A 20,882-nucleotide genomic window follows, 5' to 3' on the forward strand; every position below is an offset into this window, starting at 1 on the left:
TTATATTTCTAACGATTATTATATTTAGGTACAGTTCCATATTTTTTTATAAAATAGCTCATTGCATCATAAAATTCATCTCTTCTTTTCTCAGTAAAGAATACAATGTCCCAAGTCTTTACTTTGCTATTCTCAAGAAATAAATATTTAGTTTCACTAGGTAGCTTTCGATAAATTCTGACAAGAACCCCTTTTGAAGCATTACCTCCTTCTATCATCGATATACTTGACTGTTCAATGCTTATTTTGTATTTATTGTCATCAAATGTTTTATAATAATTTCCCACACAAGACCAACCAATATGATAAATATATTTATTACCACTAGTTTTGCTTGTCATATAAATCTTTAAAGCGTAAATCTCTTTATCACTTTCTGTAAATATAAATTCTGTAGTAGTTACTTTTTTTGCAAAACTTGAATATCTATCATCCTCTTTACCATAATTATTAATGATATTATGCATTTTATTTTCATACTCTTTTTCTTTTCTCTTTTTTTCTTCTTTCTCGTCCTTAATTCTTTTCAGTCTATCTATTTCATTCTGTTTTTCTTCAACAGCTTTTTCAATTCTAACAAAGTAACTTAACGTTTCACTTTTTATTTCCTCTGAAGCATTATTTTGATGCTCATTTATAAATAAATTTAAGGATGATTCAGCTTTTTTGAATTCTCCATTATTATAATACGCTTTAACTTTCAAATTAAGAGTTCGAGCATTTGAACTTCCTAATACTTGTTCTGTTTTTTCGACATATTCTATAGCTTGTTTGAAATCATTTTGATTAAACAATCTTTCAGCCTCTGTAAAGTAGAGAAGTGCTTTTTTGTTATCATCTAATTGAGAAAAAGCGTTAATGTTAACTAATAAAAAGATTAATGAAAACAGTGATTTCATTTTTTAATATTTAGTGATTAATAATGTTCCTGTAAACCCAGTAAGTAAATTCCATTCTTTAGACGATATTAATTTACCTGTATCGTCATAAACATCAAATTTTGCTGTATTTGGACCAGCAGTTCCTTGGTTTAATGCTTTAAAGTCTATACGATTCATACCCCATTTTAATTGGATTTTAAATGTTTTTGGGGAATTTGTTAAATATATATTTGATTCAACAATTGATTTATTGTTAAATAAAGCAACTCTATCTCCATCTTCACTTCCGTGGTCTTTACATACAATTCTTATGTATTGGGTACTACTATTTATTTCGCCGATAAATTGGTTACTTTCTTTAGGTTTTGTGTTATGTTTAAAATATTCTTCTTCTTTTTGATTTCCTTTACCAGACCAAAAGTTTTCGTCATTATTTTGTTTAGCTTTCTTTTTCGATTCTCCACCACTCCAGAAATCATCATCTTTCTTAGAGTTTGATGATGTATTTTTAGATTCTTTTTTTCCAGACCAAAAATCATCATCATTATTTTTTTGTTTTGATTTTTGAACTTGATTTTTAATTGATAATCTATTTGCAACACTTTCTGCTGTTTCAAGACATTTTAAATATTGCGTTTCTGATTTTCCGTATTTTTTTCTTTCGTTTTCATTGAACCTAAAAGTTACCTTACTTATCTCTGCTGTTGCATATGGTTTATCGAAAATATTACTCTCAAAAGTATAACTACCTCCGGGTTTAATATATGCTCTACCACCTAAAGGTTCATTTTCCCATTTTAAATTTAAACCTACTTCAAATTTAGATTTATTTGTTATTACGATTTTATTCCACCTGTCTCTTTTGTTGTCACTTAATGTATTGGCATCTTTTAAAAAAGCTTCATATTTGAGAAAGAAAAAATTTGTACCGCCTTTTACACCGCCAAGTGATTTCCACTGTTTTGGTAAATCGTATTCACTTTTTCCATTTACCAATTTTCGACCAGGTTCATACATTATTTCAATTGTATAACTACAACTTTGTGAATACGTCAACTGATAAAAGTTAATAACTATAATTAATATTAATAAACTGCGTTTCATCATATTTGTGCTAACGACCTGCTAAACGCAGTTCTATGATTTTAGCGTAAATATAAGAAATTTGCTGAGCAATTATCCGATTAAAGGACTTACGCTTAACAATCGGATAATTGATTGTCCAATAGTAAACGCAGTTTACGTTATTGGTTCAAATTTCGGTTATTGGGAGCAAAAATTATAGGACCAAATTGCTTTTAGCTTATGTTAGTACACGTTTTCCCTCGATGGGCAGCTAAAGCTGTATTATAGCAAATATTCCAAGCAATTTGGTTTAGCAGGTCGTTAGAACACATTTCTTTTGGGGTGGGATTTAGCGCAGCAAAATATAGCAACAAAAGTCAGCTTTAGCTGAATGTGTTCTAACTTATTTATATCCTTACCTTTATTCCGCATAGCCAACTATTTTGGAAGGATAAGCGTATAAAAGGATTCTTATATCAAACCTAATAAATATTTACAACATATCAAATAAGAAGTTGTTGACATATACAAAAAAATCCTTCTTTAAAAAGAAGGATTTTAATATTTAAGTTTATAATAAACTATATTTTTTTTGCTTTACTTTTTTTAAACCTTGAGTTTTTCCAAACATTCATCATCACTTCTTTATCTTCTTCATTATTGTAGTTTATATTTACACTAAAATCATAACCTTCAATAAATCTACTATACATAATTTGCTCCAAAATAACTTCATCATTTGGGCTGTAAATTGTAAAGCTAAATTTTTTAAAATCTAAGCCATTAATTTTTTCAATTGTAGTAGCAGAAGAATCCGTTTTAATGCCATTATTTACATAAGTCATATAAATAATTTGCTTTAAAGCTTCATTGTTTTCTTCCCATTCACCATCGTATTCTTCTACATAAGGTTCTGAAGTAGATTGAAAAAGATTAAATTGATTTTTTTGAAAGCCTATAAGGTTTCTTAGTTCACTATAATCAATTTTTCCATCAATAGTTTCTTCAATAGCTTTCAAGCCTCTCTCATTACTAGCTTTTGTTTGTTCTTTGTCTATTACTGTCCAATCTTCAGGAATTTCTATAGACCATCCAATTTCTTCACTAGTATAGATGTTGTTTTTAACATTTCCTTCATCAACTTGTTGGTTTGGATCTGCCTTTCCACAAGAAATCAAAGTTGTTATTACAAAAGTAACTGCAATAATTATTTTCTTCATTTATTAACTCTTTTGTTCTTTGTTGAAATATACTAAGTAATAATACATTTGTTTTTCTTCGTCCCAACCTTTTTCTACAAATTTCTCAGCGCTTTCTGGGTTAATAAAGTCAAGTTTAATTTGTATGTTGGTATCCAGTTGAATCGTGTTTTTAATTTTCTTACGCGCATCAGTCACCGCTGGGTTCGAAATAGGGAAGTTGGAAACATCTTCAATGCTGTATTTCGCACCTTTATCTACTTTATAGTTTTTAAATTCTGGGATAAACTCAGGGTTTTCCATTACTTCGTTTAAGAAAGCCGTTTCTTCAAACTCATCGTTTTTCGCAAAGTGATTAATCGCTCGGTTCATAAACAAAACTTCTTGTTGTTTGTCTTCGGCAGGTAACACCACATCTTTAGCGAAATCTTTACAAAATTGTAAGTATTTTTTCGTCATGAAGTTTTCGTCTTCAAAAACATCAACCGATAAGAAATGCTCTAACCAATAACGTGCATCGTAACGATTGCTATCTACGGTTAAAATCTTGTAACCTTCTTCTTTTTTATAATTGAAAATGATACAACCTTTGTCTAACTTGTTTAAGTTAATTCCTTGTTGTAACACCATTTCTAAACTGCTGTTGTTTTCTTCAAATTGTAAGAAATCGGTTTTAATTTCACTTTTGAAAACGCCAATTGCATCAACATTTTGATTGTCGATTCCCACATGCGTCATATACGTAACATACACTTCACCACTTTTAATGTGTGGATGGTTCGATTGTTCAAATAGATGTTGGTTTATCTTTTTAGAAACCTCGTGTACTTGCGACGGATTGTTGAAAATTTCTGTAACTAAATTGTACATTTCGTTGTATTCTAAATCGACATCATGAGCAAACTGATAATAGTTTTCTTCCTTATCGCGAAAGGGTTTAAAGAAAAACTCTTTTAACAATGGCGTAATTTCATCGTTTAATGCATACGGCGCTTCCGATAAAAAGATACCTTCGTTTTTGCTTTTATTTCCTACTCGGTGAATCGATAGGTTTTCAATATGTGTACTGTATAGGTTGATCATGTTTATTTAATATTTTTTATAGTTTAAAGTTGTTTGAAGTTGTTTAAATAGTTTAAAGTTGTTTAAGGTTGTTTAAAAATTGTTTAAGGTTGTTTAAACATTTAAAATGGTTTGATTTTACTTATTTGTCCATAAACTTTGTTCCTCTAAACTCATTTTTATTAAGATAGTTAATGAAGTTATGAATTTTGATGCTGAGCTTTTCATATTCAGTAACTAGCTCTTGCATTTTATCTTCTTCAATATAATTGTTGTCGTAAATTCTATAGATTTGAGAACGTGTTTCTCCTGCTGATGCTTTTGCAATAGAAAGAAATTGAATGAATTCTCGGTTTCCATTTCGTTCAAACCCTTCGGCAATATTATCCATAACTGAACCAGCTGAGCTTTTAACTTGATCTCGTAATCTGAAGTCAGTTTTTAACTCCGAATTTTTACTAATGGTTATTATTTCTAACGAAAGTCTTCTGGCTTCAATCCAAATTTCTAAATCTTCAAATCGCTTTACTGTAGCCATAAAACTTTTAAACCTTTAAACCAAAGAACAATTTTAAACTAATACTATTTTAATTCCAATTCTCATCAAATCCGAAGTCTTCGAAGCTGTCGTCTCCGTCGAACATATCGAAATCTTCTTCGTCATAATCGTCTTTAAACTCAGAACCGAAATCGTCACCTTCAAAGTTCATATCTGGTGCTTGATTAGGCAATTGTCCGTGAGAGAACAAAAGAGCTGGATAACTTTCGCCTTCTTCTTTTTCTTCGATGGCTCCAAGTTCAATTAAGAATGTCCACATATTGAAGAAATCGTACACATAAATGATTTTCGTTTGGTCTTGGTGTAAAATGTCTTCCAAAGTAAAATCGTTCATAATACGCATTTCACCAGGAACATCACCAGTATCAAACAACGGAATTTCTTCGTCTTGTGTCCAATCTTCATCACACGTATAAAAAGCTGCCATTTCGCTTCCGTCGAACCCAAAAGCATTTACAACGGCATTGTGTAAATCTTCTAAAGTAGCTTCTTTTTCAATGGCAATATCTCTAAAAATATCTTCTTCGGCATCGAGTATAACTCGGAATTTGTAAATCATGTTCATTAAATTTTAGGAAAGCAAAATTAAGTATTATTTGTGAGTTTAAAGTACAATTTTAGATTTAAAAAATAGAAGTTCCGGTTTCGGTTGTCAATCGTTCTAATACTTCTAATCCGTAAAATGAATTTCCTTTTTTGTTGAGTTTTGGACTCCAAACGGTTACGGTATATTGGTTAGGAAGTAAAGCCACAACGCCACCGCCAACACCACTTTTTCCCGGTAAGCCTACTTTGAAAGTAAATTCGCCCGCTTGATCGTAAAAGCCACACATTTGCATTAAGGCGTTCATTCGTTTGCACTGACTTTTGGTTAGAAATAAATCATCAGTATTCGGAATTAAGCCTTGGTTAGCAAATACTCTGAAACATTTTGCTAAATCGGTTGTGGTCATTTCAATCGCGCATTGGAAGTAATAGAAATCGAGCACATCTTCTGGTGCATTTTTAATGTTTTTAAACGATTTTATAAAGTTTACCAAAGCAGCATTGCGAAATCCGCTTTCCATTTCAGATTGCGCCACACTTTCGTTCGATTGAATGGTTGGATTTTCAGCTAACGTACGCACAAAGTTTAAAAAATATTTTTTTGGATCGTCGAAATGATCGAGCATTAAATCGGCAATAACTAATGAACCTGCATTTAAAAAAGGATTTCTAGGAATTCCTTTTTCGTATTCTAGCTGAATTAATGAATTAAAAGCATTTCCAGAAGGTTCAAAACCTACACGTTTCCACAATTCGTTACCTTCTTTGGCAAAAATGATTGCTGTAGTTAAAACTTTAGAAATACTTTGAATGGAAAAAGTTTCTTTAGTATCGCCAACTTCAAAGATGTTTCCAGTAGAATCGACTAAAGAAATTCCAAATTTTTCAGGATTGACCTTAGCTAATTCGGGAATATAATCAGCAACTTTTCCTGTGTTTTCAATCGATTGTACTTCGTTATATATATTTTCTAGTAATAACTGGTAATTCATTTACTTAAATTTAGATTTCAAATGTAGTAAATTGGACGAATTAAAGTGTAATTTACAATTCATCCGTCAAAATCTACAATTCGGTAAGTTCTTTTTTTATTGAGAGTAATTCTATTGCAACTTTGTCATGTAAATCAATAAAAACAAACAAGAATGAAATCAAAGATTCACGTAAACCAATTAAACCAATAAATATTATGAGTACACGAATTATCACTTTAATTGCGCTTATGATTGTGGGAGTACTTTCTGCGCAAAGTAAAGAATCTGCAAATTTAATAGAAGCAGTTTCTTATTTTAACAATGACCAACATAAAGATGCAAAGTCTTTATTTGAAAAAGAAGTAGAAGCTAATCCTGAAAATTGGTTGCCAAATTATTATTTAGCTTTAATTTATGGAGTTGAAGCTCTTGAAAGTAGAAATGCTCAAGATAAAATGAAATCCTTATTAGAAACGGCTCAAGTTTATCAAGATAAGGCAAACAATCTTCAACCTGAGAATGCTGAAGTGATGATAGTGCAAGCGATGATTCATACAGGATGGATAATTTATAATCCAATGGTATATGGAAGAGATTTGTCTACGGTTGTTGATCACCTATATAACAAGGCGTTAACGATTGCTCCAAATAACCCAAGAGTTGTTTTTCAAAAAGCTTCATATGATATTGGAAAGGCAAGTTATTTTGGTCAAGATACTAAGCAGTATTGCGCTGAAGTAGGAAAAGCCATAGAACTTTTTAGTACCTTTAAGCCTGAAAGTAGTTTAGATCCTAGTTGGGGATTAATTTTAGCAGAAAAAACATATTCTAATTGTAATCAATAATGAATATTCAAAAAGAACTTATCAAAGCGTTAGGAATAGGAGTTGTAATTTTTATTGTAATTCAAACCATTAATTATATTTATAACTTACAACTTCCAGATTTTAATTCCTTAAAATTCAATTTCTTATTCACCATATTGTATAGTGTTGTATTATATTTTGCCAATGCCTTGGTTTTTATACAACTCGATAAGTACTTTGAAAAAAACAGATTTCATTTAAAGCGATTGGTAATTGGTTTTCTAGCTTCTTTTTTAATTTCTGGAATAGCTATTTTCTTTTTGAGAATTGTTGAAGAAGTATTGGTAGAAAAATTAAGTTTGAGAGATTTTTTTAATCAAGAAACTGTTTCAAATTATGTAGTAGCCATGATTATAACTTTAGTGGTTACACTATTTGTTCACTTAATTTATTTCTACAAAAATTACCAAGAAAACCGAGTTAAACAAGAAAAGATTATTGCTGGAACAGCTTCGGCACAGTTTGAAAGTTTAAAAAATCAGCTCGATCCGCATTTCTTATTTAATAGCTTAAATGTATTAAGTTCTTTAATTGAAGAAAATCCAGATAATGCGCAGAAGTTCACAACATCGTTATCAAAAGTATATCGTTATGTATTGGAACAACGCGATAAAGAATTGGTTACTGTTCAAGAAGAGTTAGCGTTTGCTAAAACGTATATGAATCTCTTAAAAATGAGATTCGAAAACAGTATTTCTTTTGAGTTACCAACTGATTTTGAAAACCAAGAAGCTAGGGTAGTTCCGCTTTCATTACAGTTATTGTTAGAAAACTGTATCAAACACAACATTGTGAGCGAACAAAAACCGCTACATATTAAAATTTATATTGAAAATAACGAATTAATAATTGAAAATAACAAACAAAAGAAAGAAGTTTTACAAGATAGAAAAGGCGTAGGTTTACAAAACATTGTGAATAGATACGCTATCCTAACGAATAGAAATGTAGCTGTTTTAGATTCTGAATCTGTTTTTAAAGTAAAACTTCCAATTTTGACTAAACAAGTAAACATCATGGAAACAACAATAAACAATTTCAATGAAGATATGGCTTATGCAAGAGCCGTAGATAGAGTAAAAAAGATTAAAGAATTTTATAGTAGTTTAATTTCCTACTGTTTGGTAATTCCTTTTTTAGTATTTATTAATTACAAAACTTCCGATTTTCAGTGGTTTTGGTTTCCAGCTTTAGGTTGGGGAATGGGATTAATTTTTCAAGGATTTCAAGTTTTTGGCTTTGCAAAAGATTGGGAAGAAAGAAAAATTCAAGAGATTATGGACAGAGATAAGAATTCAAAAAATTATCAATAATTTAAGTTAAAAGTCAAAATTAGAAAAATGGAAAAATATAAATCAGATTACGAGCGATACGAAGAGGCAAAAAAACAAGTAAAAGAAATTAAAGGATTTTATGTACACTCATTTATTTTTACAGTTGTACTTATTTTTTTAATTTTTATAAATCTAAAATATACACCAGAATATTTATGGTTTATTTGGACACTAGGAGGATGGGGTATAGGTCTACTTTTTCACGGATTGGGAGTTTTTAAAGTAATGCCTTTTTTTGGAAAAAATTGGGAAGAAGATAAAATTAAAGAGTTAATGGAGAAAGAAAAAAAAAATGGGAGTAGCTTTTAAGTTAAAAGTTAAAAGTTTTTTAAACTCATAATTTATCTCATAATTAAAAAACATCATGAATACAGAAGAAATAAGATATAGAGAAGCGCAAAAAAGAGTAAAGAAAATAAAAGGTTTTTATACACATAGTATGGTTTATTTGGTAATTAATATTATGATTGTGATTATCAATATTCAAAACTTGAAAGATGGAGAAAGTTATTTTCAAGTACAAAATTTTTTCACAGCTTTCTTTTGGGGAATCGGTTTATTAGCCCACGGACTTTCCGTTTTTTTACCCGATTGGATTTTAGGGCAAAATTGGGAAGAGCGTAAGATTAATGAATTGATGGAAAAAGAAAAAGCAAATAAGTGGGAATAATTAGTCACAGTTTTCAGTAGCAGTTGACAGCCAACACAAAAACTTGAAACCTTAAATCTAAAACCTGAAACAAAAAACAATGAACATATTAATTATAGAAGACGAAAAACCAGCAGCAAGATTATTACAACGAAAAGTTGAAAAACTTGGATTTGTGGTGAACCAAATGTTGCATTCTGTTGAAGAAGCGATACATTGGTTTACCAATAATAAGCATCCCGATTTGATTTTTTTAGACATTCAATTATCGGATGGTTTGTCTTTTGAAATTTTTGAGCAAATTGATATTAAAAGTGCCATTATTTTTACAACTGCCTACGACGAATATGCTTTGCGTGCGTTTAAATTAAATAGTATCGATTATTTGTTAAAGCCAATTGATGAAGACGAATTAGAAGTGGCAATTTCAAAATTTAAAAATCAGTTTCAAAAGAATACCATTTCAACATTAGATTTTGAAGCGATCAAAAGAATGTTGGTTAATCCGGTTCAAAAAGAATATAAAGAACGTTTTACGGTAAAAGTGGGTAACCAAATTAAAGTCATTTCTATCGATGAGGTCGAATGTTTTTACAGTGAAAATAAAGGAACCTATTTACATACTTTAGAAAATCGGGATTACTTAGTCGATAGTTCATTAGAAGTAGTTGAAAGCGAGCTAAATCCAAAAGATTTCTTTCGTATTAATCGAAAGTTTATTGTTCCACTTAAAGCGATTAAAGAAATTCAAATGCATACCAATTCACGTTTAAAACTCATTCTTCCCACATACAAAGGAGATGAAGTAATTGTAGCTCGTGAACGTGTGAATGAATTTAAAGATTGGATTGGGTAACTAGAAAAACATTTGCCAATACATAAAAAATCCAATTAAAACTAAGTACAAAGCATTGTTTATGCTGAATGTAAACAATGAAAATGTTTTCCAAGATTTTTCTTTAATTATTTTATAATTAAACAACAGTAACGGAATAATCGTAATTACCAATACATGTGGTAAATACGAAGCTAAAGTAATAGCTAGACTATGTGAATCGTAATAAGGTGCTGGAAAATAAAAAATACTGGTATTAGTATTCAATATAAAGATGTAATAAAACAATAAAGGACCCATTGCAATTAAAAATAATTTAACCCAATTGTATTTTTGTTGTTTTCTAGTTCTAATATAATTAATGAAGAAATAAAAAGAATTTGCCAGAAAAAACAATCCACATAATAAAAGAAACATTCGGATTGTATTTGAGTTTTTGGGTGTTTTAAATTGTACAAGTTGTTCAAATTCTTTATTCTTTGGAAATAAGTAATCGACTTTTAATATATGATTCCCTTTTGCTAATTCTTCTTTTAAATTATATTGAACAGTATGGTTATAATCGTGATAAAAATAAATGTTTACAGTGCCATTAGTTGAATCAAAAATGGATGTTATTAAAGTTCCATCACCAATTTTATCACGACAAACACTCATTGTATCTGAAACACTTCTGCAAAACTCTAAATCTGCTTCGTAATTGTCTTTTAAAAAATCAACACCTTTTTTATAACGAACTAATTTTCGTGCATCGTCTTCAGATGTAATAGATGGACAAAAATTAGATAAAACATAAGTTGGATCATTTCCTTCAATAATTTTGTAAGGTTCCACCACAATATAATCGCCCGTCTTGTCGATGTAAATAAAGACATCTTCTATAAAAAAGCTTTGGTCATATTTTTCAATATAAGCTTTTACTTCAGCTATTGTTTTACAATTGTGGAGAATATCTTTGAGGTAAAAGGTTGGATTAGTAATTTTTGTTCTCGCATCCATTATTGAATTTTCAATTTTAGGATGAAAAGAAGATAAACGTGAAAAAACTAATCCGTGTTCATTCATTCCTGATTGTGGTGCATAACCATTTTTGCCATCAAATCTAGAACCTGTAAAAACCGTACCATAAGGAGCATTTTTTGTTCCAATTTCAAACCAAATTTGCGGGGTTGTCAGCCAAGCATCATGATTACAGCCTACAAATGTTATTCCATTTTTAGTTATTTTGTACATGCTACAAGCATTACTAAAACTAATTGAAAAGACAAAAAATAAGCTAAATAAAATTTTAAAACACTTCATCGTACTAGTTTTATAAAACTAAAACGACTGAAGTGATTAATTGTTACACGATTGAATTTTAGTTTTTTATTTTAAATTCAAACGATCTATTTTATTCCCAATGCTAAAGTTCTTCATTTCGGATTCAAATGAAGTAAAATTTTCTTTTAAAATTTGTTTGGAAAATTTTCCATTTTCTAAAACTAAAATTTCGTCACAAGTATCGCTCAGTGTAGAAAAAATATGAGAAGAAATAAGTATAGTTTTTTGTAAGCTTTTTAGTTTATGAATTATTTCTGTAATAATAAGATTGCTATGAATATCGACACCATTAAAAGGTTCGTCTAAAATAAAACAATTATTTTCTTGAAGTAAAACAGCGGTTAATGCCAATTTTTTCTTCATTCCAGTTGAATATGTTGAAGCGTATTGATGTAAAGGTAAATCAAAAATATTTTTTTCTTCAAAATCTTCAATCTCAATTTCTCTTGCATTACAAAGTAATTGCAAATATTCTTTTCCTGTCATTTTTGAAAAGAAAAAAGGTTCGGTTGTTAGTAAACCTAATTCATTTTTTAAAACTTTTAATTCTGAATGTATTTCGCCTTCAAATTTTTCTAAACCAGCAATACAATTGAAAAGAGTAGTTTTTCCAGCGCCATTTTCGCCCATAATTCCATAAACCTTACCTTTTTCAAAAAGTATTGAAATGTCTTTTAAGATTTCTTTGGAACCAAATTTTTTTGACACGTTTTTTAGTTCAATCATTACAAAATTATTTTGAGGTTTTTGATTGCTTGAAAGTAAAATATTGGAATTACAACAACTAATAATGGAGGGAAATATAGGCTAAAAGCTAAAAATACACCTTGAACTACATTCATTTTTTCAGGATATGCCGAATATTTTGCTAAAACTCCTGCGATTGTAAATAAGTAGCCAAGAAATGTGAAAATTAAAATAGATTCAAATTCTTTAAAAAAGAAAAAGCATAGAATTGAAACAAAGGGCACTACTAGATATGAAGAATATTGTAATGAAACTCTAATCTTATTCCATAAAAATTCTTTAGGAGTTAAGCTGAAGTTCCACACATAATATGAATTTTCAGGAAAACTATAATAGCTAAATATTATCGCAAAGCAAGCTACGATAGAAAATATTCCCAGGTTTAAGTTTGAAACATCAATTGCCTTAATTAAAACAAAAAATACTATCGCAAAAACATAAAATGTTTTACGAAAGCCAATTGCAAATTCAAATGGTTTTTTTGAAAATGGAGTAGGTATCGTTTTTTGAAAAACAGCATCGAATTTGATAAAACTTAGTATAGCTGCCAAAACTAGTATAAATGATATTACTAAGTAGTTTTGTTTGTAAATTAAATAAAGAACAAATGGAAAGGCTAATGCATAATTTTCTATTAAACGTAATTTAAAATACTTTTCTTGACTGAAACATGATTGTAAAAACCGATTTCTATCAAAATTGCTCAATTGTAATGTAAATCCTGCATATAAAACAATGTAGATTAGATAAGCATAATCAACCTTTTGGAAAAGTTTTTCTGAACCTATAAAGAATCCGCCTAAAATTATAAGATAACCTATAATAACTGGTATGCCAAATTCTACAAAAGAACGATTTATAATTTTATATTGCAGATAGAAATAGTTTTTCATAACTATTTACTCAATCGATGCAACGTATAAACCATAGTGGTTAATAAACCAAATGCCACCAATTGATGCGCTAGCCCTAACCAAAGTGGGACATGAAATAACAAAGTCAAAACACCTAATGTAAATTGTAATAGAACTACAATCTGCAATAGTATAATTCCTTTTTGTTGATGAGAATTTAAAGTATATTTTTTGCTTTTGAAATACAATAAAAACATTAAGAAAACTACCACATAAGCAAATGTTCTGTGGAAAAATTGAACGCCACTTTTTCCTTCAACAATCGCTTTTAAAATGTTAGATTGTTCTAATAAAATACTTTCATGGAAAAACTGACCGTCACTCATTAAAGGCCAATGATTATGAATTAATCCCGCATTTAAACCTGCTACAAATCCACCCCAAATAATCTGAATGATAAGGACAATTAAAGCAATTTGAGCAATCTTTTTTAATTGCGGAAAAAGTGTTTCCGTTTTTTTAGGATATATTAAATCTAGCGCCACCCAAAGTGTATAAGCAAATGTGATGAAAGCAAATGTTAAATGCAAAGCTAATCTGAAATGACTTACGTCGGGATTATCTATTAGTCCGCTTTTCACCATAAACCATCCCAAAAATCCCTGAAAACCACCCATTACTAATAGAATCAAGCATTTTTTGATAGTTTCTTTATCTAATTTCTTTTTGGCTAAAAAGTAGATAAATGGGATGATGAATACTATTCCGATAATTCGACCAATAAAACGGTGAAACCATTCCCAAAAGTAAATAAACTTGTAATCTTCTAAATTGAAACCGCCCGTTTTGTATTGATTGATTTTTTGATATTCTGGAAAGGTTTTGTAAGCTTCAAAAGCTTCATTCCATTTTTCTTCCGATGTTGGAGGAAAAGTATCAGTTATCAAATGCCAATCGGTCATTGATAAACCAGAATTGGTTAAACGGGTAATGCCGCCAACCATTACCATTATAAAAAGTAATACACAACCTGAAAGTAGCCAAATTATAACTGATTTATTTGATTTCATTATTTATTATTAATTTTCAAATTGACATATTTTCAAATCAACGAATTGATTTCAATCCCATTTTTTCAGCTCTTGAAAGTACAAATTGATAAGCGGCTTCATATTCATTTGGAATTTCGCCTTCTAAAATAGCTTCTTTAACGGCTTCTTTTAAAACACCAATTTCTCTACCAGGCTTCAAATTAAACAACTGCATAATTTCTTCTCCATCAATTGGTGGTTGAAAATTACGAACTCTATCTTTTTCTTCAACTTCTACAATTTTCTCACGAACAATCTTGAAGTTGTTATGATATTTTTGAAACTTCTTCGGGTTTTTTGTGGTGATATCGGCTTCACAAAGTGTCATTAAATCTTCCACATCTTCGCCAGCATCAAATACTAGTCGTCTTACGGCTGAATCTGTTACTTCTTCTTGTGCTAAAACAATGGGACGCGAACTCATCATTACCATTTTTTGCACAAACTTCATTTTTTGGTTCAATGGCATGTGCAAACGAGTGAAAATTTTCTTAACCATTTTTCCGCCTAAAAATTCATGTCCGTGAAAAGTCCAACCCTGTTTTTTGTGAAATTTCTTAGTTGGTGCTTTACCAATATCGTGTAATAATGCCGACCAGCGTAACCATAAATCTTCCGTATTCGGACAAATATTATCGACCACTTCTAAGGTGTGGTAAAAATTGTTTTTATGTGTATGACCTTCAACTTCTTCTACATTATTTAAAGCGGTTAATTCAGGGAGAATAATGTCTAAAAGTCCAGTTTTATGCAATAATAAAAATCCGATTGAAGGTTTTGGCGTTGCCAAAATTTTATTCAATTCGTCTACAATTCGTTCTCCGGAAATGATTTTGATGCGTTCTGCATTTCGAGTAATCGCATCAAGTGAATCTTTTTCGATTTCAAATTGCAATTGTGTAGCAAAACGAATAGCACGCATCATTCGCAATGGATCGTCTGAATAGGTAATATCTGGATTTAAAGGTGTTTTGATGATTTTGTTTTCCAAATCTTGAACACCACCAAAAGGATCTACTAAATCACCAAAATTATTTTTGTTAAGTGAAAAAGCTAAAGCATTTATCGTAAAATCACGACGTTCTTGATCGTTTTTCAGTGTTCCGTTTTCTACAACTGGATTTCGGCTTTCAAAATTATAACTTTCTTTACGTGCCCCTACAAACTCAACATCCATATCTTTATAGCGTAACATGGCTGTTCCGTAATTTTTAAAGACTTGAACTTTTGGTGTATTGGGTAACAAAGAAGAAACCTTTAAAGCCAAATCGATACCGCTACCAACGGCAACAATATCAATATCTTTTTTATGGTCTCTTTGCAATAAAATATCACGAACAAATCCGCCAATTACATAAGATTCTAGTTGAAGCTCATGCGCGGCTTGTGTAATGATTTTAAAAATTTTATTATCGAGATGTTGTTTGTAATTCATGTTTTTTTATTCTTATTGTCACTTCGAGCGGAGTCGAGAAGTCTTATTAATCTTGAGATTCTTCACTTCGTTCAGAATGACAAACGAACTTTTATTTTCTAATAATCTTCACTTGACTATCAAGAGTTAATTTGATAATAGTGGAAGGTTTGTCACAAATTTTATCGTGATGCAAATTTACAACATAGTCAACACCTTTTATAATTTCAGGGGAAATTTCTTTGAAAGATTTTGGTGTAGGCTCACCAGAAATATTAGCAGAAGTTGAAACCAATGGTCGTTTCATTCGTTCCATTAATTTATTGCAAAATTCTTCAGTAACCATACGAACACCTAAAGTATTGTCTTCAGCGATAATATTTTTGGCAACATTTTTTGGTTTTTCTAATATAAGGGTTGTGGGCTTTTTAGTATTATCCCATATATCCCATGCCACTTGAGGTAATTCATTAAAAACTTGATACAACATACGTTCTCCATTAACCAATACAATCATGCTTTTACTTTCTTCTCGTTGTTTCAGAGCAAAAATTTTCTTTACAGCTTCTTCATTTGAAGCATCGCAACCAATTCCCCAAACAGTATCAGTTGGGTAAAGGATTATCCCGCCATTTTTAATTACTTCTAAAGCATTTTGGATTTCAGTATTCATGGTTTATTTTTTATAAAATCGACTATTTATTTCGAATGCATCTTTAAGTATGGTAACATCCAAATCTTCATCAGTTAAATTTAAATTCTTATCTAATGTTTGGTAAGAACCTGATTCGGAAATATTTGTAATCAATGAATTGCAAATTATGGAATATTTTTGGTTATAACCGCAAATGAACCAATCTCTTTTTTTCGTGTCAAATAAATTTTTCCCGATAGAATAATCCATTATTTCATTTTGTACATTCAGCATATCTTTACATAATGTTGGTGCCAAATCGTAATGAAATGTATTATGAGTATATGTTTTTTTTGTTTTTCCGTCGTAATAAATAAAAGGAACTTTAATTTGATAATCAGAAAAATTTCCACCGTGCAGCCAATGTCCTTTTTTATTATCATTGAACTCTTGGCCGTGATCACCTGTGATTATGATTGTAGTATTTTCAAGTAAATTTTTCTCTTTTAATTGATTAATTACTTGTCCAACTAATTCATCAACATAGTAAATTGAGTTTTTATACAGATTAATTAGTTTTTCAGGATTGTAATCTCCATTAATTGCTAAATAATCTGGCTCTTGTAGAGTTGGGTTAAATTTGGTTTTATAGTTTTTTGGAATACTAAAACCATGAGCAGAATCATAAAATAAAAAACCGAAGAAAGGTTTCGAATTATCTAAATTATCAATATCTGCAAGCCATTCCTTTGTAATTGACAAATCTCTTTCACTAGGAGAGTCACCTTTTGAGTCTGTTCTTAAATTATCGACACTTGAAAAAACATTTAAATTAAAAGGTGGGTTTTCTAATGTTGAACTGCTATAAATTTTAAGCTGGTAATTGTTTTTTTGAAGTTCATTAATAAAAACAGGGGATTTTCTTGCTGTTGTAAACGACATGAAATATGTAGCAGGTATTCCGTAAAACATTGAAAAGATACCTCCTGTTGTCATGTTAGAACCACTTCTGTGATTTTCAAAAACATTTGATTCTTTTGAGAAATTATAAATGTTTGGTGTGATTTCTGGTGAAATACAATCAAATCGCCATGTGTCGATAACTATAAATAGTATGTTTCTTTTATGATTTAATGGAGTGCTTTTAATCTTACTGAGCGGATAATTTACGATTCCAGAATTTTTATCAAATAATAAATTTTCTTTCTTTTTACTAGCTTCTTCATCAACCATGTCTAATTTAGCCAATAAAGTATCAGCAGTTAAAGGAAAGTAAACAGGTAGTGCTTGTTTATATTGCATTATGAAACTATTGTAATTCGCATCTCCCCAAGCATGAATAAAGTTACTTGTGATAGTTAAAAATAAAAAGCTAATTAATGTGGCTTTAAAATAAAAAGTTCTTTTAGATAAGTTATTTGCAATTTTTAAGAATAAAAATTGTGCTAAAATTATTATAAGGACTATTGAACCAAAAGTAATTTTATTTTGCAATGAAAATTGAAATATATCACCAGATTTTTTACCAAAAACCAAATTAAAAACAACTGGTGAAAGATGGTATTTAAATTGACTAAATATTAAAGCATCAACTTTAATATAGATCAATAAAGCGATGTTTAAAATAACAAAAATGTATTTAACCCAATTTTTCTTTATCAGGTATAATGCAATTATGCTAATAATAAGGGGTATTAAAGCAATAAAGAAAAAATGAGTTAGAAATGTAATCAAAAAGAAGAACCTTAAAAAAAAGGTTTCTCCAACTTCTAAATAGGCGATATAGGGTATCGCTAAATATAAAACAACTAAAAAATTAAAAAGAAAAGCAATGTATAATTGTTTCCTTAAATTAGAAGTTAAGCTATTCATAAATAATCATTAATAATTGCAAAAGTAAATATTAATTGTTTTAGAAAATAAAATGTCTTTATTTTACTTCTTATATTTGCATAAAATAGTTAACAATGTTAAATAATAAATCAATTCTTATTACAGGTGGAACTGGTTCCCTTGGAAAAGAACTCACCAAAACAATATTAAATAAATGGCCAAATGTTAAAAGATTGGTTATTTACTCTAGAGACGAACAAAAACAATTTCAAATGGCTCAGGAGTTTCCTGAGTCCGAATATCCAGCGATTAGATATTTTATTGGCGATGTAAGAGATTTAGAGCGATTGAAAAGAGCTTTTAACGGAGTTGATTATGTAATTCATGCGGCGGCTATGAAGCATGTTCACATTGCTGAATATAATCCTGATGAATGTGTAAAAACAAATATTGGTGGAGCTGAAAATGTTATTAAAGCTGCACTTTCTTCAAACGTTACTAAAGTAGTTGCTCTTTCAACAGATAAAGCATGTGCGCCAATTAATTTATATGGAGCTACTAAGCTTACATCCGATAAATTATTTATTGCGGCAAATAATATTAGAGGTAAACAAGATATTAAGTTTTCTGTAGTTCGTTATGGAAATGTTATGGGTTCAAATGGATCGGTAATTCCTTTCTTTATGAACAAAAGAGACGAAGGTGTTTTACCTATTACTGATGTGAATATGACTCGTTTTAATATTTCTCTTCAAGGTGGTGTAGATATGGTTTTACATGCATTAGATAAAGCATGGGGTGGAGAATTATTTGTTCCCAAAATTCCATCTTACAAAATTCTAGATGTTGCAAAAGCAATTGCACCAAGTTGTGAACATAGAGTAGTAGGAATTAGACCAGGAGAGAAAGTACATGAAGAAATGATTACTGCTTCTGATTCTTTTACAACTTATGACTTGGGTAAATATTATGTTATTTTACCACAAGTAACCAATTGGGATTTGAATGAATACAAGAAAGAATTCAATGCAGAATTAGTTCCACAAGGTTTTAGTTATACTTCAGGAGAAAATACTGATTGGGAAACCGTTGAAAGTATGAGGGACCAAATAAAAATACATTTATATCCAGATTTTCAACCTAAATAATTATGATACCTTACGGACGTCAAAATATAACTGAGGACGATATAGAAGCAGTAATTTCAGCTCTTAAAGGTGATTATTTAACACAAGGACCTACAATTTTAGAGTTTGAAAAGGCATTTGCTGAATATATCGGATGTAAATATGCTGTAGCAGTAGCAAATGGAACAGCAGCATTACATTTATCTGTTTTAGCTCTAGGAATTGAAAATGGAGATAAAGTTATTACAACTCCTATAACCTTTGCAGCATCGGCTAATTGTGTTAAATATTGTGGAGGAGATGTTGTTTTTTCAGATATTAATGCAGAAACGTATTTATTAGATGTAAACGCTGTTGAAAAGGTATTGGAATCTTCTCCGAAAGGAACTTACAAAGGAATTATTCCAGTTGATTTTGCAGGTAGAGCAGTTGACTTAGAAGCCTTTAAAAAATTAGCAGACAAACATAATTTATGGTTAATTGAAGATGCATGTCATGCTCCTGGTGGATATTTTATTGATAGTAAAGGAGTTCAACAAAATTGTGGAAATGGAAATTATGCTGATTTAGCAATTTTTTCATTTCATCCTGTAAAACATATAGCAACTGGAGAAGGAGGGATGATAACAACTAATGATAAAGAGTTGTATGAGAAGTTATTACAACTTCGTACCCACGGAATAACAAGAAATGTTGAAGAGTTTTCAAATTCATTAGAGTTTGCTAACGGTACAACTAACCATAATGAAACATATCCCGGTTGGTATATGGAAATGCAAACTCTTGGTTACAATTATAGGTTTACCGATTTTCAATCTGCATTAGGACTAAGTCAGTTAAAAAAAGCAAACGCAGGTATTGATAGAAGAAGAGAAATTGCCAGTATTTATAATGATGCTTTTACTAATGAATCTTTCATTAAAGGGCAATCAGGAGTAATAGAAGGACATGCTTATCATTTGTATGTAATTGAAGTTGAAAACCGTTTGGATTTATATAATCATTTAAGAGAAAATAAAATTTTTGCACAAATTCATTACATACCTTGTCATTTGATGCCTTATTACAAACAATTTGGTTGGAAAGAAGGAGATTTGTTGAATGCTGAAGAATATTACAAGACTTGTATTAGCTTGCCAATGTATCCTACTTTAAAAGGAAGCGAACAAGAATTTGTTATAAATACAATTAAAGAATTTTATAAAAAGTAAAATATTGGAAAATACTCATAAGCATTCTTTTTTAACGTATGAAGCTGATAATTGGTTTGAGAGAAATAAAGTTATTGTAGATAATTATACTCCTGAAAATGATAAAGTAATTGATTTACTGAAGAAGTATAATGTTAATTGCAATAAAGTCTTAGAAATTGGTTGTTCTGCAGGTTATCGATTAAATGCAATTAATGAGATTTTTCCCAAAGCTACTGTTTTTGGAGTTGAGCCGTCTTTAAAGGCAATTGAATTCGGTAAGGCAAATTATAGGAATGTAAATTTTTCGCACGGAACAGCCGATGATTTGAGTGATTTTAAAAATGATACATTTGATGTAGTTATTGTTGGTTTTGTTTTCTACGTTATTGATAGAAACATTTTACTAAAAGTAATTTCGGAAATAGACAGGGTTTTAAAAGATGGTGGTATTTTAATTATTATTGATTTTTTTTCGGAAACATCTTTAAAAAATATCTACGCGCACATAGATGAATTTGAAGCTTATAGCTATAAACAGAATTATTACGAAATATTCACAAATTCTAAGCTATATCATTTATTGGATAAATCTACATTTAGCCACTCTACTAAAGAAATGGATTCATCGGATAATTATCATGATAAATATAGTATATCATTACTAAAAAAGGATATTAACTCAAGTTATAAATAATA

The 20,882-nt window shown here is 29.8% G+C and carries 22 protein-coding genes; 8 read left to right on the forward strand and 14 right to left on the reverse strand.

What is annotated here, in order from left to right; genetic code table 11:
* Positions 1–8: 8 nt before the first annotated feature.
* From KK2020170_RS07750 to KK2020170_RS07780, 7 genes are all read right to left on the reverse strand, one after another.
* Complete coding sequence (locus KK2020170_RS07750) at positions 9–899, reverse strand: outer membrane protein assembly factor BamD (protein ID WP_221257765.1); 891 nt, start codon at positions 897–899, stop codon at positions 9–11.
* Between the two features lie 3 nt (positions 900–902).
* Positions 903–1,988, reverse strand: a complete 1,086-nt coding sequence (locus KK2020170_RS07755) for a hypothetical protein (RefSeq protein ID WP_221257766.1) — start codon at positions 1,986–1,988, stop codon at positions 903–905.
* Between the two features lie 539 nt (positions 1,989–2,527).
* Positions 2,528–3,166: a hypothetical protein gene (locus KK2020170_RS07760; RefSeq protein WP_221257767.1), complete on the reverse strand. Its 639-nt coding sequence runs from the start codon at positions 3,164–3,166 to the stop codon at positions 2,528–2,530.
* 3 nt (positions 3,167–3,169) lie between these two features.
* Complete coding sequence (locus KK2020170_RS07765) at positions 3,170–4,228, reverse strand: nucleoid-associated protein (RefSeq protein WP_221257768.1); 1,059 nt, start codon at positions 4,226–4,228, stop codon at positions 3,170–3,172.
* 121 nt (positions 4,229–4,349) lie between these two features.
* Complete coding sequence (locus KK2020170_RS07770) at positions 4,350–4,745, reverse strand: four helix bundle protein (protein ID WP_221257769.1); 396 nt, start codon at positions 4,743–4,745, stop codon at positions 4,350–4,352.
* A gap of 49 nt (positions 4,746–4,794) precedes the next feature.
* Positions 4,795–5,325, reverse strand: coding sequence for a plasmid pRiA4b ORF-3 family protein (locus tag KK2020170_RS07775; RefSeq protein ID WP_221257770.1), 531 nt, complete (start codon positions 5,323–5,325; stop codon positions 4,795–4,797).
* Positions 5,326–5,389: 64 nt separating this feature from the next.
* On the reverse strand, positions 5,390–6,304 hold the full coding sequence (locus tag KK2020170_RS07780) for a glutaminase (RefSeq protein ID WP_221257771.1): 915 nt from the start codon (positions 6,302–6,304) through the stop codon (positions 5,390–5,392).
* A 197-nt stretch (positions 6,305–6,501) separates the two neighbouring features.
* On the opposite strand from KK2020170_RS07780, the gene KK2020170_RS07785 reads away from it, so the two are divergent.
* The 5 genes from KK2020170_RS07785 to KK2020170_RS07805 all read left to right on the forward strand — a co-directional run bounded on the left by KK2020170_RS07785 (position 6,502) and on the right by KK2020170_RS07805 (position 9,991).
* Positions 6,502–7,131, forward strand: coding sequence for a tetratricopeptide repeat protein (locus KK2020170_RS07785; protein ID WP_221257772.1), 630 nt, complete (start codon positions 6,502–6,504; stop codon positions 7,129–7,131).
* Positions 7,131–8,465, forward strand: a complete 1,335-nt coding sequence (locus KK2020170_RS07790; protein ID WP_221257773.1) for a 2TM domain-containing protein — start codon at positions 7,131–7,133, stop codon at positions 8,463–8,465. Before KK2020170_RS07785 ends, KK2020170_RS07790 begins: the two co-directional genes overlap by 1 nt.
* A gap of 27 nt (positions 8,466–8,492) precedes the next feature.
* Positions 8,493–8,795: a 2TM domain-containing protein gene (locus tag KK2020170_RS07795; RefSeq protein WP_221257774.1), complete on the forward strand. Its 303-nt coding sequence runs from the start codon at positions 8,493–8,495 to the stop codon at positions 8,793–8,795.
* Between the two features lie 55 nt (positions 8,796–8,850).
* Positions 8,851–9,156 carry a 2TM domain-containing protein gene (locus KK2020170_RS07800; RefSeq protein WP_221257775.1) on the forward strand — a complete coding sequence of 102 codons (306 nt, stop codon included), beginning with the start codon at positions 8,851–8,853 and terminating at the stop codon, positions 9,154–9,156.
* Positions 9,157–9,235: 79 nt separating this feature from the next.
* On the forward strand, positions 9,236–9,991 hold the full coding sequence (locus KK2020170_RS07805; RefSeq protein ID WP_221257776.1) for a LytR/AlgR family response regulator transcription factor: 756 nt from the start codon (positions 9,236–9,238) through the stop codon (positions 9,989–9,991).
* Here KK2020170_RS07805 and KK2020170_RS07810 read toward each other — a convergent pair whose 3' ends face one another.
* The 7 genes from KK2020170_RS07810 to KK2020170_RS07840 all read right to left on the reverse strand — a co-directional run bounded on the left by KK2020170_RS07810 (position 9,992) and on the right by KK2020170_RS07840 (position 17,905).
* The gene (locus KK2020170_RS07810; RefSeq protein ID WP_221257777.1) at positions 9,992–11,203 is read right to left on the reverse strand and encodes an Ntn hydrolase family protein; all 1,212 of its coding nucleotides are present in this window, start codon (positions 11,201–11,203) and stop codon (positions 9,992–9,994) included.
* A gap of 135 nt (positions 11,204–11,338) precedes the next feature.
* Positions 11,339–12,019, reverse strand: a complete 681-nt coding sequence (locus KK2020170_RS07815; protein ID WP_221257778.1) for an ABC transporter ATP-binding protein — start codon at positions 12,017–12,019, stop codon at positions 11,339–11,341.
* Positions 12,019–12,933, reverse strand: coding sequence for an ABC transporter permease (locus KK2020170_RS07820; RefSeq protein WP_221257779.1), 915 nt, complete (start codon positions 12,931–12,933; stop codon positions 12,019–12,021). The genes KK2020170_RS07815 and KK2020170_RS07820 overlap by 1 nt, the downstream gene beginning before the upstream one ends.
* Before the next feature lie 2 nt (positions 12,934–12,935).
* Complete coding sequence (locus KK2020170_RS07825; protein ID WP_221260011.1) at positions 12,936–13,967, reverse strand: COX15/CtaA family protein; 1,032 nt, start codon at positions 13,965–13,967, stop codon at positions 12,936–12,938.
* A gap of 34 nt (positions 13,968–14,001) precedes the next feature.
* Positions 14,002–15,420: a CCA tRNA nucleotidyltransferase gene (locus KK2020170_RS07830; protein WP_221257780.1), complete on the reverse strand. Its 1,419-nt coding sequence runs from the start codon at positions 15,418–15,420 to the stop codon at positions 14,002–14,004.
* Between the two features lie 91 nt (positions 15,421–15,511).
* On the reverse strand, positions 15,512–16,072 hold the full coding sequence (locus tag KK2020170_RS07835; RefSeq protein ID WP_221257781.1) for an L-threonylcarbamoyladenylate synthase: 561 nt from the start codon (positions 16,070–16,072) through the stop codon (positions 15,512–15,514).
* Between the two features lie 3 nt (positions 16,073–16,075).
* Positions 16,076–17,905: a DUF3413 domain-containing protein gene (locus KK2020170_RS07840; RefSeq protein ID WP_221257782.1), complete on the reverse strand. Its 1,830-nt coding sequence runs from the start codon at positions 17,903–17,905 to the stop codon at positions 16,076–16,078.
* A 95-nt stretch (positions 17,906–18,000) separates the two neighbouring features.
* Here KK2020170_RS07840 and pseB point away from each other — a divergent pair, with 95 nt between their 5' ends.
* The 3 genes from pseB to KK2020170_RS07855 are packed head-to-tail and all read left to right on the forward strand — an operon-like array spanning position 18,001 to position 20,880.
* A complete protein-coding gene (pseB, locus tag KK2020170_RS07845; RefSeq protein ID WP_221257783.1) occupies positions 18,001–19,014 on the forward strand; it encodes a UDP-N-acetylglucosamine 4,6-dehydratase (inverting) in 1,014 nt (337 codons plus the stop codon).
* A gap of 2 nt (positions 19,015–19,016) precedes the next feature.
* Positions 19,017–20,204, forward strand: coding sequence for a UDP-4-amino-4,6-dideoxy-N-acetyl-beta-L-altrosamine transaminase (pseC, locus tag KK2020170_RS07850; RefSeq protein WP_221257784.1), 1,188 nt, complete (start codon positions 19,017–19,019; stop codon positions 20,202–20,204).
* Between the two features lie 4 nt (positions 20,205–20,208).
* Positions 20,209–20,880 (forward strand): class I SAM-dependent methyltransferase, encoded by a 672-nt coding sequence (locus KK2020170_RS07855; RefSeq protein ID WP_221257785.1) that lies wholly within the window; start codon positions 20,209–20,211, stop codon positions 20,878–20,880.
* Positions 20,881–20,882: the final 2 nt, after the last annotated feature.

The organism is Flavobacterium okayamense, assembly GCF_019702945.1.
Lineage (GTDB): Bacteria > Bacteroidota > Bacteroidia > Flavobacteriales > Flavobacteriaceae > Flavobacterium > Flavobacterium okayamense.